The sequence below is a fragment of the Bacillus cereus G9842 genome (assembly GCF_000021305.1).
GTDB classification, from domain to species: domain Bacteria; phylum Bacillota; class Bacilli; order Bacillales; family Bacillaceae_G; genus Bacillus_A; species Bacillus_A thuringiensis_S.
Window position 1 is genome coordinate 1409968 of record NC_011772.1, and the last position, 14430, is coordinate 1424397.

A 14430-nucleotide genomic window follows, 5' to 3' on the forward strand; every position below is an offset into this window, starting at 1 on the left:
ACATGACAAAGTAGCGGTTGATTTTGTAAAATGATGTCGAGGACATTATATACTGTTCAAAAAAAATACATAGTTTTGGAAAAAAATTGAACAAAATTTATTATTCTTGTGAAGCATAATATGGGAAGTGAAACATTTAGAAGATTGCTTAAATAAACGAGAATAGCGCAACATAATAGTAAAGAAGGGTAGGTGTGAACCGCTGAGGTGAGAGTACGCAGCGGGTAGAGATGGAAAATGAATCAAGAATTTTAATTGTAGATGATGAGGATCGTATTCGTCGTTTATTGAAAATGTACTTAGAAAGAGAACAATACACAATTGAAGAAGCAGATAATGGTGATACAGCTTTAGAAATGGCGTTGCAAAATGATTACGATTTAATCTTATTAGATCTTATGATGCCTGGTAAAGATGGCATTGAAGTATGTAAAGGGGTTCGTGAGAAGAAAGCGACACCAATTATTATGCTGACAGCAAAAGGTGAAGAAGTAAATAGAGTACAAGGATTTGAAGTTGGAACAGATGATTATATTGTAAAGCCATTTAGTCCACGTGAGGTCGTGCTACGTGTGAAAGCGGTATTACGTCGTGCTGTACCAACAACATTCTTTACACAAGATACAACGACAAAAGATGTTACTGTATTCCCGCACTTAACAATTGATAACGATGCACACCGTGTTACTGCAGATGGTAATGAAGTAAACTTAACGCCGAAAGAATATGAGTTACTATTATTTTTAGCGAAAGCTCCTGATAAAGTATTCGATCGTGAGCAATTGTTAAAAGAAGTATGGCAATATGAATTCTTCGGAGATTTACGTACAGTTGATACGCATGTAAAGCGTTTACGTGAGAAGTTAAGTAAAAAATCACCAGATGCTGCGAAGATGATTGTTACCGTTTGGGGCGTAGGTTATAAATTTGAGGTTGTGAACGACTGATGCTTTGGAGAAGTGTAGTAGGGAAGTTATGGATGACTATATTACTTCTCGTTTCGTTTGTGCTTGGATTTGTTGCGATTTTACTTTCACAGTTTTTTAGAACATATTATGTTGATATGAGTGAAGATAGGCTTCAAAAAGTTGCAACAAGTGTTTCAGAGTTAATTGAAGAAGGTGCCGATGTAAAAACGATTGAGAATATCGCGTACAAATTCTCTGATTCACTTTCAAGGATCATTATTGTAGAAGATGGTAAAGAAATATCATCTTCGCCGAAACAAGAAGGGTTAGTCACTCTTACAATGGATGATTTGAAAGAAGATAAAGAATTAGCGGCTGTTTTCACAGACAAAAAAGAAATTAAGAATAACATTAGAAAAGCCTCTAATAGTAGAAAGAATAAAAACACTGAAAATGATATTATGATTGTCGGAAAACCAGTGCAGTCAAAAAATCAAAGTGCAGTGTTCGTATACGAATCTTTACAAGTACCGATACAAGGCATGGAGAGAACGACTGATTTTATATTCTTATCAGCAGGGATTGCGATTATATTAACAACGTTCTTTGCATTCTTCTTGTCTACTCGAATTACAGCACCACTCCGTAAAATGCGTGAAGTTGCTTTTGAGGTGGCGCGTGGGAAGTTTGATGCGAAAGCTCCTATGGTGTCTCAGGACGAGATTGGTGAGCTTGCAACGGCCTTAAATCAAATGGGGAAACAGTTGAAGTTTAATATGAATGCACTGCAGCAAGAAAAAGAACAGTTAGCTAGTATTTTAAGTAGTATGGCAGATGGGGTTATTACGTTAAATCAAGAAGGTGAAGTCGTTGTAATTAATCCGCCGGCCGAACATTTCTTACAAGTTTGGCAAGAAGAAAAAGAGATAGAGCTAAGTAAAAAACTACCTTCTGAACTTGTGGAACTATTCCATCTTGTTGTAGAAAGTGAACAACAACAAGTTGTTGAAATTAATTTACAAAAAGGGAACTATGTAGTTCTTATGACGCCGCTTTACAATCAAACGAAAATTCGTGGAGCTGTAGCGGTACTGCGAGATATGACGGAAGAACGCCGTCTTGAAAAGATGCGTCAAGACTTTATTGCGAATGTATCGCATGAACTTCGTACACCAATGGTAATGCTGCAAGGGTATAGTGAAGCGATTTTAGATGATATTGTGCAAACGAAAGAAGAAATTGATGAGTTTGTTCAAATCATTTATGATGAATCCGTTCGTTTAGGTAAACTTGTAAATGAATTATTAGATTTAGCACGCATGGAAAGTGGTAATGTAGAGTTACATATAGGTGAAGTTGATATTCATCCTTTCGTTGAAAAAATAGGTCGTAAATTCCAAGGGATTGCAAAGGATAAAGAGGTCGCGTTAACGGTTGATTTCAAAGATTCAATTGAACAATACCCATTTGATGCAGATCGTATGGAGCAAGTATTGACGAATTTAATTGATAACGCAATACGTCATACAAACGCAGGCGGACATGTAACGCTTGTAATTGATTCGAAAAATAATGGCCTCATTTTTGAAGTACAAGATTCGGGTGCAGGCATTCCAGAAGAGGATATTCCATTTTTATTTGATCGTTTCTATAAAGCTGATAAAGCAAGAACACGTGGGAAAAAGGGTGGAACAGGACTCGGGCTTGCGATTGCGAAAAATATTGTTCAAGGTCATGATGGTAAAATTTCTGTTTCAAGTGTTGTTGGAGAAGGAACTACATTCTCTGTATATTTACCGAATCGTATAATTTAGATATGTGTTTTTAAAGTTGATAATGAATAAAGTTCTGCTGTTTTTTATTTTTTTGTAAACTCAATTAAATAAAGAATGGTAGAACTTTTTTCTATGTTGCTCGAATAAAGAATAACAAGAGAGGTGCTGTGAAGAAATGAAATTATATACAAAAACAGGAGATAAAGGAACGACAAGTGTAATAGGCGGTAGGGTTGATAAAGATGATATCCGTGTGGAAGCGTATGGAACAATAGACGAGGCGAATTCTCATATCGGATATGCAATGACTAAGCTTCAAGGCAGGACTTATAGAGATATTTACAATGAGCTCGAAAATATTCAACATGAGCTATTTGATTGCGGAGGAGACTTGGCAATAGTGGAACAAAAAATTCCTTATAAGGTGACAATTGAGATGGTTGAAAGCTTAGAAAGAAAGATTGATTTGTATATAGAAGAAGCACCGCCGCTAGAGCGCTTTATTTTACCAGGTGGAAGCGAGTCGGCAGCTGCTATTCATATTGCACGTACAGTTGTAAGGCGAGCAGAACGATGTATCGTGTCCTTACAAAAAGAAGGAGAAATAAATGAAGTTGTTCTAAAGTATGTAAATAGATTATCTGACTATTTATTTGCAGTAGCTAGAGTAATAAATGCCCGATTACAAGTGAAAGATGTGGAGTATAACCGTAGTGCATTAGTTTTTCGTGATAAGAAAGAGAAGGAAGTGGAGTAATTCACTTTCTTTTTTTGTATACTTTTTTCTGTAATATACCAAAATAGAGAAGGTATGGTGGTAATTAGAAAACGGAGGATGTATATGAAAGTTTTAAAATGCGGAGTCATGTTATTGAGTATACTGTTTGTATCTCAATTACATGTTTATGCAGAAGAAAATCGATGGACATGGCCTGTTGAAGGTCAGATAAGTGATTATTTTGGGACAAGGCATGGAAAACACTATGGTATTGATGTAGCTGCACCGATTGGAACGCCTGTGGCAGCTATCCAAGATGGTAAGGTAACGAAGTCTTATTATTCAAGTAGTTATGGAAATGTTGTATTTATTAAACACGGAGAATATGAGGCTGTATATGCACATTTAAATAAGAGATATGTGGGTCAAGGAGATTATATTTCAAAAGGTGAAAAAATTGGAGAAGTAGGGAACACGGGAGAATCGCGAGGTGCACACTTACATCTAGAACTTCATCAAGGAAGATGGACGATGGCGAAAAAGAATGCGATGAACCCATTGCTTGTTTTAAGTGAACAAAGAAATGAAGTTGTTTCTTCATCATTATATGTCGTACAAAAAGGGGATACTTTAGTTAGTATTGCACGGAAATTTAGTATGACACTTAAGGAAATTAAAGAAAAAAATGGATTGCAGCAAGAGCTAATTTATCCTAATCAACAATTATATGTTAAGTAAAGGCAACGTCTCAAAAATTAAACTTTGAATATTCTTAAATAAGGTTCGATGTAAATGAAATTATATGGGCGCTTCTGCTAGAAGTATTGAGTGAATTAGAGTATTTATATCTAAAAGAAAACCGTCCCAAAATTTATTTTGGGACGGCTTCTTTTACCAAAAAATAAAGACACATATAAATCCAGAAATAGCTAAATAGCTATATAAGTAAAAAACTTTTGTTCTTGTTTTCTCTTTTGTTCGAAACAGTACGATAGTCGGTTCAATTAAACCGATTGTCAAACAAAGTAGGCCAAGAAGCATACAACCAATCGAAATAGAATACAGGGCGATTTGTGGTGCTTGAAATGGAATCATCCATTTTAATAAAAATGCAATAAGTGCAGTGTAACAAATGCTACCGATGTATTTATTCAGTGGTGTATTAGAACGAAAACCAGGAAGTTTTTTTAAGAAAGAGCGGGAAACAACTTCTGTTTGTAAAGATGTATGCTCTTCAATAATTCTTTGAGCTTCTTTTCCTTTTTGAAAAAGGGATAAGATCCAATTTCGCTCACCCTGAAAAATAAATTGAGAAGTTGTCAAATAGTGATCAATCTTCACTTTACTCCAACTTTTCCACGGATGACGCTCACACAATTTTAATTTACTTTCTGTTTTTTTATCATACTGATAAATACTGATGCCATCTTCATCGAAAGTAGCATAGTATGTCTCGTTTGAGAATGTGCCTAAATCAATTGGGCAGTAGAAAAGTAATTCTTTTTTTAAGTAAAAGTATTCTTTTCTTAAGTTTTTTTTCATTGCTTCTCGAATAGAATGTCTCTTTTCTTTTTTCATGACATTTCCTCCATAACTCAGAAAATGTTCTTATCTTAACAATTCAATATCTTATCACTTTTAATTATATATGACTAGGTAATTCAAAAGAGAAATGCCGAATAATAAAAAATATGGATTGTATTGTAAAATATCTCGCAATTTATTTATTGTTACGAAAAATAAATAACTAATTTTAAATAAGTTACAATTTTTTTGTTCACAATGTTATGAGGTTGTTGTATAATGAAGGGGAAAATAGAATATCGGTCTATCTTCGGGGCAGGGTGAAAATCCCGACCGGCGGTGATGAACTATTTATGATTTTGTTCTAAGCCCGCGAGCCGTTAAGGCAGGATTTGGTGTGATTCCAAAGCCGACAGTACAGTCTGGATGGGAGAAGATGGAGGTTCAAGCGTTCAAAAAAGATATGGATTTGAACGTCTGTTTGATGTGCCTTAAATTCTCCCTTTGTGTAAAACACAAAGGGTTTTTTCGTTCTATGAAAAAATAGGCATAGCAGAACCTTTCCACTTTCCATGAGAAGATCGATGGAAAAGGAGAGAGAAAGATGAAACAAAAAAACAGTGTGGTGCAGATGGTGAGTGTAGCGATGCTAAGTAGTATTGCATATTTACTAATGATGTTAGATTTCCCGTTCCCAGGGCTTCCGCCATTTTTGAAAATTGATTTTAGTGATGTACCAGCTCTAATTGCAGCAATTATCTTTGGACCAGTAGCTGGAGTGATTGTAGAGGCAATAAAGAACATTTTACATTACGGGATTCAAGGAAGTTTAACGGGAGTACCAGTTGGAGAAATTGCAAACTTTATTGCAGGATGTTTATTTATTGGACCAGCAGCTTTCTTATTTAGAAAGTATCGTACTGTGAAGAGTTTAACGACAGGGTTAATGCTAGGGACAATTACAATGGCACTTATTATGAGTGTATTAAACTACATCATCATATTCCCGGCGTACACTTGGTTTTTAAATTCACCAGCTATGTCTAGCGAAGCTATAAGAACAACGGTTGTAACGGCAATCTTACCATTTAATTTAATTAAAGGAATTGTTGTAACAATTGTATTTGTGGCATTATTCTCACGCCTGAAAGTATGGGTGTTTGCAAAAATGAAAAATGCATAATATATATAAACCATTAGTAGTGTGGAACTACTAATGGTTTTTTATTAAGGAAAATAAAATTTAGATACAAAAAATGCCCCTCATCAATATGAGGGGCATTTTTTGAAGTTAATAAAAGACTATTCAAATTTTAAAGCGTCTCCGTCGAATGATTCGTCAGCAACTTTAATTGAGTCAGTTGGACAGCCTTCGAATGCATCCATCATATCTTCAATTAATACATCTGGAATTTCAACGATACCTTGGTTATCGTCTAATGTTACAAATGCAATACCTTCATCATCATAGTCATAAATGTCTGGTGCAGCAGCGCCACAAGCACCACATGCAATACAAGTATCTTTATCAACGATTGTATATTTTGCCATCTTTTTTCCCTCCTGATAATATGTATGTGAAAAGCTTGCCATAAAAATTATAACCTTATTGTAAAACGGTTTGTAAAACTTTTCAACATAAAATTATAATGATAATGCTTATCAATTAGAGTGTCAACTTATTTTTGAATTATGTCATAAGATTTTCAAAATACGTAAATATGATTTCGTTTGATACAATAGAATATATACAAGTATATAGTTCTTATTATGATAAGTTTAATGAGCGACAGTAGATAGTGTAATTGTACTGAAAAGAATGAAGTTAAGATTGGAAGGTGGAAGCGGTCATGCAAATACAATATACTTTGTTGCATTGTTTAAAACAATTGAATGGTGAAAGAACCGTTTCATCTATTTATTATTTACTAAAGGGCAAACGTTCTTCGCAAACTTTACAAGATGGAAATATGTTTAGAATTTCTTTTTTGTTCGGAATATATAAATCATTAAATAGAAATGACTATGATGGTGAAGTTGTAAAGTTGTTGCAAGCAGATTTTATTCAAGAAATACATGAAAATACATATGTGTTAACACCTAAGGGTAAAACGCAGTTACATAAATGGGAGGAAGTTTATGCTTTTCCAGCGCATTTGCATGGTTTACATTATGGAGAATTAGGTGAAACATTTTGGAAAAGATTGTCATTGATTATTCAAACTATATCAAATTTACAACAGAATAATACTAAGTTTATCCCGATTCAACAAGATACAGAAATAATGATGTGGGTGAAACGTTTTCTAACAGGAAGGCCATATAAGAGAAGTGAATTGGCGAGAAAACTGTGGACGGAAGTACATAATCTTTTAGAAAAAAGTAATGCGATAGAAGCGACGATTGTAACATATCGACTAACGGGTTATGAACGGATTGGTTGTACATTGCAACAATTAGCAGAAATTACGAAACAAGATATGTTCAGGGTGTATTTTTTATTTTGGGGTACAATGCATTTCTTTATACAAGAAGTTCGTGATAAAGAAAATGAATTTCCGCTATTAGCTGAAATTATATCTTATCCAAATGAGAGAGCTGAACTATTTAGTTTATCCACGAAAAAAACATATAATTTTTGGAGACAAGGGCGTTCTTTAGAAGAAATAGCAACGATTCGGAATTTGAAGGTTGCAACGATAGAAGATCATTTTGTTGAAATTGCTTTGCGAGAAAAAGATTTTTCTATTGAAATGTTTATGGAAAAAGAAAAGATAGACAAAGTAATAAAAGTAATTGAAGCATTGCAAACGCGGAAGTTACGTGTTTTGAAACAAGCGATTGGAGAAGATATCTCTTATTTTGAAGTTCGTCTTGTATTAGCGCGGATGGAGGGTGTAAATGAAACTTGAAGAATATTTATATAAGTGGTTTGGATATTCTGAATTTCGTCCAGGTCAAAAAGGAGTTATTACAGATTTATTAGAAGGAAAAGATGTGATAGCAATGCTTCCGACTGGAAGAGGAAAGTCTATGTGCTATCAGTTTCCGGGGCTTATGCGAGAAGGAACAGTGCTTGTTGTATCGCCGTTATTATCTTTAATGGAAGATCAAGTGACACAATTAAAGTATGTTGTGAAAAACCGAGTGATAGCATTTAATAGTTTTCGGACATTAAATGAAAAAAGAGAAGCGATGAAAAAATTATCTTCATATAAATTTATTTTTGTTTCACCAGAGATGTTACAGTCGGAGTTATTAATTAGGGAATTGAAGAAAATTCATATTTCATTATTTGTTGTTGATGAGGCTCATTGTATTTCTCAATGGGGTTATGATTTTAGACCGGACTATAAGAAACTAAATGTAGTTATTGAAAATATTGGTTCTCCTACAGTGTTAGCATTGACAGCCACAGCGACAAAAGGGGTACTGCAAGATATCGCAGACAGTTTAAATTTAAAGGGTGCCGCGGAACATGTATACTCTATTGACCGTCCTAATATTGCAATGGAGGTGCAATTTGTAGAGACGATAGAAGAAAAGAAAGAGGCGCTTTTGGAGCAGGTGATGTATTTACAAGGGCCGGGGATTGTATATTGTTCAAGTAGAGCGTGGACAGAAAGGTTAACGGAATACTTGAGAGGGAAAGGTGTTACTGGTGTAGCTTTTTATCATGGTGGTATGGAACATGAAGAGCGTATGTTAATTCAACAGCAGTTTATGAACGATCAATTGCAGCTTGTAATATGTACAAGTGCATTTGGTATGGGGGTAAATAAGGCGAATACGCAATATATTATTCATTTTCATTATCCAACTAATATAGCTTCTTACTTACAAGAAATCGGAAGAGCTGGAAGAGATGGCAAACCGAGTATAGCTATTTTATTGTGTAGTCCGTTGGATCATGATTTACCACTTTCAATCATTGAGGATGAATTGCCAAGTAAGTCGCAAATACAATTTTTATTTTCTTTACTACAAGAAAGAATGTTTCAAACGAAAGAATTACCAATAGAAGATGTAGAAGAAATTTGTTATAATGCAGCAAGATTTAATGAGCAATATTGGCGTTTCGTTCGTTATCATCTCGAACAGGTTGGAATTATACAACAACGAAGATTATTATTAGAGGGTTTGTCAGATGAAATTATGAACCGATTAATAGCTGAAGTAGAAATAAGGTTGCGTAATAAATATAGTGAATTAGAAAATATGAAGTCATGGATACGAGTTAAAGGATGTAGACGTGAATATGTGCTGCAACAGTTCGGTTATAGGAAAGAGAAAGAGTTAAATAATTGCTGCGATTATTGCGGTATTACAAAAGAAGATTATAAAAAAAGACGAGCGCAACAATCGGATTTCGACTATAATTGGGAAACAGAGTTACAAAAGCTTTTCGGCCTAGAAAAGATGGAGGAATGATGAACATTCAAAGGCATAATGTTGAAGATATGAGTCCGCAGGAAATAAGGCTGAATCTATATATAACACAGTTAATTATTATCGGTATTGGCTGTTTACTAGCATATATATTATTTCAAGATGTAAAAGAAGTGTTTAATTTATGGAAATGGGAACCAGTATCTATACTTATTATAGGTGGTTTGTTAGCGATTGGTATTGTGTTATTAGATTATGTTGCAATGCGAGTGTTTCCAGAGTCTTGGTTTGATGATGGTGGTATTAACGATAAGATGTTTCGAGGAATGTCGGTTCTACATTTACTCGTTATTACGTTCGTAATCGGTTTTGCAGAAGAATTTTTATTTAGAGGTGTAGTGCAGACTCATTTTGGAATTGTAATTGCGAGTTTAGTATTTGCAGTGTTACATATTCGTTATATAACAAAGCCATTTTTGTTTTGTTTCGTCTGTTTCATTAGTTTTGTCTTTGGTTATGTATTTGAATGGACAGGGAATTTGTTTATAACAATCTTTGCACACTTTCTTGTTGATTTTATAATGGGACTCCAATTAAGAAAATAAATGGAAGGTGGTGGTGAACAACATGAGGAAACGAATTCCTGATTTTGAAGAGGAATTAGAAGTTGAGCGAGTGGAAGAAAAAGAAAGTTTACCGCCGCGTAGTGAAATTCATAGAAATAAAGAGAAAAAACAAAAGTTTAAAATAAATCACATTTTCGTCCGGGTTTTAACATTTCTATTCATTCTGCTGCCAATTAGTATTTTGTGGTATACGGATAAATATATTCAGGTGAAGGGCGATAGTAATAATGCCGGGAAAAGTGCGTTTGAAGTAATCTTCTTTGATTCAGCTAAATCTGATTCACAGAAACAGTCTGAAAAAGCGATAACGCATACTGTGAAAGAGGGAGAAACTTTAGAAAGTATAGCGAAGCAATATTTTTCGGATGAAAATGGGATTGAAGTCATTAAAAAGTATAATAACTTGCAAGAAGATGAAGTGAGTGCAGGGCAAGAATTAAAAATTCCGATAAAAGATAAATCCACAAAGCAAGAGAGCTAGTGAATTAGGCGATCACAATTTGTTATAAAAGCCTAGGATTATCTTTATGAGGAGGGGAGTAAAAAATATGATATGGATTATATTATTCAGTACTCTCATAGGCATGGGGATTTTATTACTTCTTGTGATGTATAAAGAAGCGACGCGTAATACGGTGTTGGAACATACTTTAGTATTTAAAGAATTTCCGAAAAGTTTTCAAAAAGTAAATGTGTTTTTTATTTCTGATATTCATAGAAGAGTTATTTCGAATTTGTTAATTGAACAAGTAAAAGGAAAAGTAGATCTAGTAATTATCGGAGGAGATTTAGCAGAGAAAGGTGTCTCTTTATCAAAAATCTCTGCGAATATCCAAAAGTTAAGAGAGATAGCTCCTGTATATTTTGTGTGGGGAAACAATGATTATGAGATAGAATATCATGAATTAGATGCGTTATTATTAGAAAATAACGTAAAAGTTTTAGATAATACAAGAGTGGTATTTGAGTCTGAATTAGGAGAGAGAATTTGTTTGCTCGGTATAGATGATGTTGGATTGCACCGTGATCGTCTAGATTTGGCATTGGCGGATTGTAAAGAAGAAGGTTTTCGTATCTTAGTTAGTCACAACCCTGATATAATAAAAAAGATGTCTGGAAATGAGCAGATTTCACTTGTATTAAGTGGACATACGCATGGGGGACAAATCCGATTATTCCCATCTAAAAAATATTTAAAAGGTGGCGTATATAACCATTTGAATACGATTCTCTTTGTTAGTAATGGGTACGGAACAACATTGATACCACTTCGTTTCCGAGCACCTGCTCAAACACATATCATTACATTGTGCGGAGGGAAATGATGCCAACTCTTAGTGGGAAATATAATATAAAAGCTGTTTCGAATATAATTGGAGTTCAGCCGAGTACGCTTCGTGCATGGGAAAGACGATATCAAATTATTGCCCCAAAGCGGAATCAAGCTGGGCATCGTTTATATACAGAAGAACATATTCAAATTTTAAAATGGTTAATGGAAAAAGTTTCTTCCGGTATGATGATTGGACAAGCAGTTCAGTTATTAGAAGAGAATCGTTTGCAGAGTACAGTTCAAAAAGAGATACCTTTCGATAAAGAAGTTGTTTTAGTGGACGATTTGCTACAAGCTTTGTTAAAATTTGATGAAATTACAATTACTGCATTATTAAACGAAGCTTTTAGTATATATTCAACAGAGAAGGTTGTTGCCAGTATCGTTCTTCGAGTGACAGACAATTTATTAATGTCAAAAAATAATAATGAGATTTCAATGGCGCAATTCCAATATGCACTATCATTTTTACAAACGCGTCTAGGAATGGTGTATCACAATGCCTCAATGTTTTCCTCTTTACACAAAGTTATTGTGTTAGAAAAGAATGCATTGCAAGGATTTATTTTTTCAACGTATTTACGCTTAAAAGGATATGAGGCGATATATATTAGGACAAGCTTAGCTGAAGATGGTATGTTGTCAGCGGTAGAAGAAATACAGCCGAAATATGTATTTGTATCTTGTGCTGACGAACAAGAAATGAAAAAGACGATGAACTTTATAAATTTATTACAAGAAAAAAGGGAATCTCTTTCTGTTGGCTTTATCGGAAAGCTAGGCGTTCTAAACCAGTTGGACATTGAAACAACCTTAATTGGTGATACAAAAGAAGAATGGGATGAATGGTTAAAAATGTCGGAATAGTTGTTCGAAAAGAACCATCTATTTTCTATTTCATATAATAAAAATTAGATGCATTGGTTACGTAGGGAGGGTATGAGATGAGGCTGGAACGATTAAATTACAATAAGATAAAAATTTTTCTAACATTTGATGATTTATCTGAACGAGGATTAACGAAAGAAGATTTATGGAGAAATGCGCCGAAAGTACAGCAATTATTTCGTGATATGATGCAAGAAGCAAATAAGGAATTAGGATTTGAAGCAGATGGTCCGATTGCAGTTGAAGTATTTTCTCTACAAGCACAAGGGATGGTTGTAATTGTAACGAAAGAAAATCAAGAAATGGATACAGATGATGAGTTTCGTGACGAGTTTATTGAAATGCAAGTGACTCTAGATGAAAGTGAGCATATATTATATGAGTTTGCTACGCTAGATGACATAATTAACCTGTCGAATCGCTTATATAACCTTGGTGTAACTGGCGGAAAGCTATATACGTGGGATAAGCGCTTCTATCTTTGGATGGAAGAAGAGGAACAAATTCAATTGTTAAAGGCGGATTTTATAGCTATTTTAGCGGAATACGGTAATCCGTCTACCGCAACTATTTATCGCATCATGGAGTACGGTAAAGAATTAATGGATTTTAATGCGATAGAACAAATACACAATTACTTTGTGAAAAAACAAAACCTCAGCTAATACAACATAGCTGAGGTTTTGTTTTTATTTGGATAAGGGAAGGGATGATTGTAAATACTCCAACATACTTTTTTAAAATAAAATATGCAGTTTTATGGGAGTATGTTTGAGTAAAATAAAAAATATTTAAATATTTAAGTATTTTACTTTTCTAAAAGTAATAAAAGGACTATAATAATAGTGAAAACGCTTGCAACAGAAAATAGTTTGTATATATTTGTTAGCGTTTTCTATTGCATTCCAAATTTAAGGGTGTATACTAGGCAATGAAGGTTTACTAAACAAGTGAAATTACAGGGGGTTTACTTACTATGGTAGCCGAAAAGGGAACTCAAACAAAAACACAACAACAAAGGGAACAACATTTTGAACTATTGAATTCAACACAAATTGTTATTAGTGAAGCGTTAGAAAAATTGGGTTATCCAAACGAAGTATATGAATTATTAAAAGAACCAATTCGTATGATGACAGTGAAAATACCAGTTCGTATGGATGACGGGACTGTTAAAATATTTACAGGGTATCGTGCACAACATAATGATGCTGTTGGTCCAACGAAAGGTGGAATTCGCTTCCATCCGAATGTAACAGAAAATGAAGTGAAAGCACTTTCAATCTGGATGAGTTTAAAATGTGGTATTGTTGATTTACCATATGGTGGAGGTAAGGGTGGAATTATCTGTGATCCACGTGAAATGTCATTCCGTGAGTTAGAAAGATTAAGCCGCGGTTATGTACGAGCAATTAGCCAAATCGTAGGTCCGACGAAAGATATTCCAGCTCCAGATGTATTCACAAACTCTCAAATTATGGCATGGATGATGGATGAGTATAGCCGTATTGATGAATTTAATTCACCAGGATTTATTACAGGTAAACCGCTTGTATTAGGTGGATCACATGGCCGTGAAACAGCAACAGCGAAAGGTGTAACAATTTGTATTCGTGAAGCTGCGAAAAAACGTGGCATTGATATTAAGGGTGCACGCGTTGTTGTCCAAGGGTTCGGTAATGCTGGTAGCTTCTTAGCTAAATTTATGCATGATGCAGGTGCGAAAGTTATTGCAATCTCAGATGCTTACGGTGCGTTACATGATCCAAACGGATTAGATATTGATTATTTATTAGACCGTCGTGATAGCTTCGGTACAGTAACAAAGCTATTTAACAATACAATTTCAAATAAAGAATTGTTAGAACTTGATTGCGATATTTTAGTTCCAGCTGCAATTGAGAACCAAATTACAGAAGAAAATGCTAATGATATTAAAGCGAAAATCGTTGTTGAAGCTGCAAATGGTCCAACAACATTAGAAGCGACTAAAATTTTAACAGATCGCGGAATTTTACTTGTTCCAGACGTGTTAGCAAGTGCTGGTGGTGTAACAGTATCTTACTTTGAGTGGGTACAAAATAACCAAGGATACTACTGGACTGAAGAAGAAGTAGAACAACGTTTAGAAAAAGTAATGGTAAGATCATTTGATTCTATTTATGAAACAGCACAAGTTCGTAAAGTGAACATGCGCTTAGCGGCGTACATGGTTGGTGTTCGTAAAATGGCTGAAGCAAGCCGCTTCAGAGGTTGGGTATAAAATATT

The 14430-nt window shown here is 34.5% G+C and carries 15 protein-coding genes and 1 riboswitch; of the genes, 13 read left to right on the forward strand and 2 right to left on the reverse strand.

The window, feature by feature from the left end:
- Nucleotides 1-230 precede the first annotated feature (230 nt).
- The 4 genes from resD to BCG9842_RS07130 all read left to right on the forward strand — a co-directional run bounded on the left by resD (nucleotide 231) and on the right by BCG9842_RS07130 (nucleotide 4139).
- Entirely contained in the window at nucleotides 231-947 is a 717-nt protein-coding gene (gene resD, locus BCG9842_RS07115) for a DNA-binding response regulator ResD (protein ID WP_000426861.1), read from the forward strand.
- Nucleotides 947-2722 (forward strand): sensor histidine kinase ResE, encoded by a 1776-nt coding sequence (gene resE, locus BCG9842_RS07120; protein ID WP_000964694.1) that lies wholly within the window; start codon nucleotides 947-949, stop codon nucleotides 2720-2722. The genes resD and resE overlap by 1 nt, the downstream gene beginning before the upstream one ends.
- Nucleotides 2723-2858: 136 nt before the next feature.
- Entirely contained in the window at nucleotides 2859-3440 is a 582-nt protein-coding gene (locus BCG9842_RS07125) for a cob(I)yrinic acid a,c-diamide adenosyltransferase (RefSeq protein ID WP_000781275.1), read from the forward strand.
- Between the two features lie 84 nt (nucleotides 3441-3524).
- Nucleotides 3525-4139, forward strand: coding sequence for a peptidoglycan DD-metalloendopeptidase family protein (locus BCG9842_RS07130; RefSeq protein WP_000866113.1), 615 nt, complete (start codon nucleotides 3525-3527; stop codon nucleotides 4137-4139).
- Between the two features lie 153 nt (nucleotides 4140-4292).
- On the opposite strand, the gene BCG9842_RS07135 is transcribed toward BCG9842_RS07130, so the two are convergent.
- Nucleotides 4293-4979, reverse strand: coding sequence for a hypothetical protein (locus BCG9842_RS07135; protein ID WP_000711799.1), 687 nt, complete (start codon nucleotides 4977-4979; stop codon nucleotides 4293-4295).
- 248 nt (nucleotides 4980-5227) lie between these two features.
- Nucleotides 5228-5367, forward strand: a riboswitch (FMN riboswitch).
- Between the two features lie 162 nt (nucleotides 5368-5529).
- Here BCG9842_RS07135 and BCG9842_RS07140 point away from each other — a divergent pair.
- A complete protein-coding gene (locus BCG9842_RS07140) occupies nucleotides 5530-6108 on the forward strand; it encodes an ECF transporter S component (RefSeq protein WP_000810856.1) in 579 nt (192 codons plus the stop codon).
- A 119-nt stretch (nucleotides 6109-6227) separates the two neighbouring features.
- Here BCG9842_RS07140 and BCG9842_RS07145 read toward each other — a convergent pair whose 3' ends face one another.
- Nucleotides 6228-6476, reverse strand: a complete 249-nt coding sequence (locus BCG9842_RS07145) for a ferredoxin (protein ID WP_001151993.1) — start codon at nucleotides 6474-6476, stop codon at nucleotides 6228-6230.
- Nucleotides 6477-6775: 299 nt separating this feature from the next.
- Here BCG9842_RS07145 and BCG9842_RS07150 point away from each other — a divergent pair, with 299 nt between their 5' ends.
- The 8 genes from BCG9842_RS07150 to gudB all read left to right on the forward strand — a co-directional run bounded on the left by BCG9842_RS07150 (nucleotide 6776) and on the right by gudB (nucleotide 14424).
- A complete protein-coding gene (locus BCG9842_RS07150) occupies nucleotides 6776-7837 on the forward strand; it encodes a helix-turn-helix domain-containing protein (RefSeq protein ID WP_001167015.1) in 1062 nt (353 codons plus the stop codon).
- Complete coding sequence (gene recQ / locus BCG9842_RS07155; protein WP_000762978.1) at nucleotides 7827-9356, forward strand: ATP-dependent DNA helicase RecQ; 1530 nt, start codon at nucleotides 7827-7829, stop codon at nucleotides 9354-9356. The genes BCG9842_RS07150 and recQ overlap by 11 nt, the downstream gene beginning before the upstream one ends.
- Nucleotides 9356-9919: a CPBP family intramembrane glutamic endopeptidase gene (locus BCG9842_RS07160; RefSeq protein ID WP_001025781.1), complete on the forward strand. Its 564-nt coding sequence runs from the start codon at nucleotides 9356-9358 to the stop codon at nucleotides 9917-9919. Before recQ ends, BCG9842_RS07160 begins: the two co-directional genes overlap by 1 nt.
- Before the next feature lie 22 nt (nucleotides 9920-9941).
- Nucleotides 9942-10421, forward strand: a complete 480-nt coding sequence (locus BCG9842_RS07165; RefSeq protein WP_001231548.1) for a LysM peptidoglycan-binding domain-containing protein — start codon at nucleotides 9942-9944, stop codon at nucleotides 10419-10421.
- A 67-nt stretch (nucleotides 10422-10488) separates the two neighbouring features.
- Entirely contained in the window at nucleotides 10489-11265 is a 777-nt protein-coding gene (locus BCG9842_RS07170; RefSeq protein ID WP_000637802.1) for a metallophosphoesterase, read from the forward strand.
- Complete coding sequence (locus tag BCG9842_RS07175) at nucleotides 11265-12140, forward strand: MerR family transcriptional regulator (protein ID WP_001142721.1); 876 nt, start codon at nucleotides 11265-11267, stop codon at nucleotides 12138-12140. Before BCG9842_RS07170 ends, BCG9842_RS07175 begins: the two co-directional genes overlap by 1 nt.
- Nucleotides 12141-12217: 77 nt before the next feature.
- Nucleotides 12218-12826: a genetic competence negative regulator gene (locus tag BCG9842_RS07180; RefSeq protein ID WP_001235399.1), complete on the forward strand. Its 609-nt coding sequence runs from the start codon at nucleotides 12218-12220 to the stop codon at nucleotides 12824-12826.
- Between the two features lie 311 nt (nucleotides 12827-13137).
- A complete protein-coding gene (gene gudB, locus BCG9842_RS07185) occupies nucleotides 13138-14424 on the forward strand; it encodes an NAD-specific glutamate dehydrogenase (RefSeq protein ID WP_000225173.1) in 1287 nt (428 codons plus the stop codon).
- Nucleotides 14425-14430: the final 6 nt, after the last annotated feature.

Excerpts from the sequence above, each read along its gene's own strand:
- resD (WP_000426861.1), top strand. The coding sequence starts at position 231 with ATGGAAAATGAATCAAGAATTTTAATTGTAGATGATGAGGATCGTATT.
- resE (WP_000964694.1), top strand. The coding sequence starts at position 947 with ATGCTTTGGAGAAGTGTAGTAGGGAAGTTATGGATGACTATATTACTT.
- BCG9842_RS07125 (WP_000781275.1), top strand. The coding sequence starts at position 2,859 with ATGAAATTATATACAAAAACAGGAGATAAAGGAACGACAAGTGTAATA.
- BCG9842_RS07130 (WP_000866113.1), top strand. The coding sequence starts at position 3,525 with ATGAAAGTTTTAAAATGCGGAGTCATGTTATTGAGTATACTGTTTGTA.
- BCG9842_RS07135 (WP_000711799.1), bottom strand. The coding sequence starts at position 4,979 with ATGAAAAAAGAAAAGAGACATTCTATTCGAGAAGCAATGAAAAAAAAC.
- BCG9842_RS07140 (WP_000810856.1), top strand. The coding sequence starts at position 5,530 with ATGAAACAAAAAAACAGTGTGGTGCAGATGGTGAGTGTAGCGATGCTA.
- BCG9842_RS07145 (WP_001151993.1), bottom strand. The coding sequence starts at position 6,476 with ATGGCAAAATATACAATCGTTGATAAAGATACTTGTATTGCATGTGGT.
- BCG9842_RS07150 (WP_001167015.1), top strand. The coding sequence starts at position 6,776 with ATGCAAATACAATATACTTTGTTGCATTGTTTAAAACAATTGAATGGT.
- recQ (WP_000762978.1), top strand. The coding sequence starts at position 7,827 with ATGAAACTTGAAGAATATTTATATAAGTGGTTTGGATATTCTGAATTT.
- BCG9842_RS07160 (WP_001025781.1), top strand. The coding sequence starts at position 9,356 with ATGAACATTCAAAGGCATAATGTTGAAGATATGAGTCCGCAGGAAATA.
- BCG9842_RS07165 (WP_001231548.1), top strand. The coding sequence starts at position 9,942 with ATGAGGAAACGAATTCCTGATTTTGAAGAGGAATTAGAAGTTGAGCGA.
- BCG9842_RS07170 (WP_000637802.1), top strand. The coding sequence starts at position 10,489 with ATGATATGGATTATATTATTCAGTACTCTCATAGGCATGGGGATTTTA.
- BCG9842_RS07175 (WP_001142721.1), top strand. The coding sequence starts at position 11,265 with ATGCCAACTCTTAGTGGGAAATATAATATAAAAGCTGTTTCGAATATA.
- BCG9842_RS07180 (WP_001235399.1), top strand. The coding sequence starts at position 12,218 with ATGAGGCTGGAACGATTAAATTACAATAAGATAAAAATTTTTCTAACA.
- gudB (WP_000225173.1), top strand. The coding sequence starts at position 13,138 with ATGGTAGCCGAAAAGGGAACTCAAACAAAAACACAACAACAAAGGGAA.